At 40.4% G+C, this 530-nt stretch carries 1 protein-coding gene; it reads right to left on the bottom strand.

Annotated elements, in window-relative coordinates; all coding sequences use genetic code 11:
* Positions 1–457: hypothetical protein (locus N2257_10865; protein ID MCX7794886.1), on the bottom strand; the 457-nt coding region annotated here is incomplete at its 3' end.
* Positions 458–530: the final 73 nt, after the last annotated feature.

Below are 530 nucleotides of genomic sequence, written 5' to 3'. Positions count from 1 at the left end.
CCTCATGGGGTATTATACAATCTATCTGTATTTCTTTCCTGTTTGCAATTGTTTGCATGCTCTTGACCACATCTGAGATAAGGCTTGGTATATGGACCGGCTCCTTATGAATTGTTATTTTCCCTGACTGAAGGCGCGAAAGTTCCAGGAGATCGCTTACAAGTCTCTCAAGACTGCGGGTTTCTGAAAGCATTGTCTGGTAATAACGCTTTATATCCTCTTTATCTTCGATGGTACCATCAGAAAGTGCTTCAAGGGAACCTCTCATAACGGTAAGAGGAGTTCTGAATTCATGGGAGACATTTGCAACAAAATCCCTCCTAACCTGCTCAAGCTTATTGACTTTTTCAGTAGCATCCAAAAGTTCAGAGGCTAATAAATCAAGAGAGTTTCCCAACTGGCCTATTTCATCCTGACTATTTATTCCTGTACGCATAGTGAATTTTCCACGAGCCATTTCCAATGCAATACTATTCATTGTTTTTAAGGGACGGGTGAAAATAATGGAGTAAAAAATTCCCAGTCCAACA

The organism is Thermodesulfovibrionales bacterium, from assembly GCA_026417875.1.
Lineage (GTDB): Bacteria > Nitrospirota > Thermodesulfovibrionia > Thermodesulfovibrionales > CALJEL01 > CALJEL01.
Note: the sequence above shows the minus strand (reverse complement) of the source record. Positions and strands in the feature narration are given on the sequence as shown.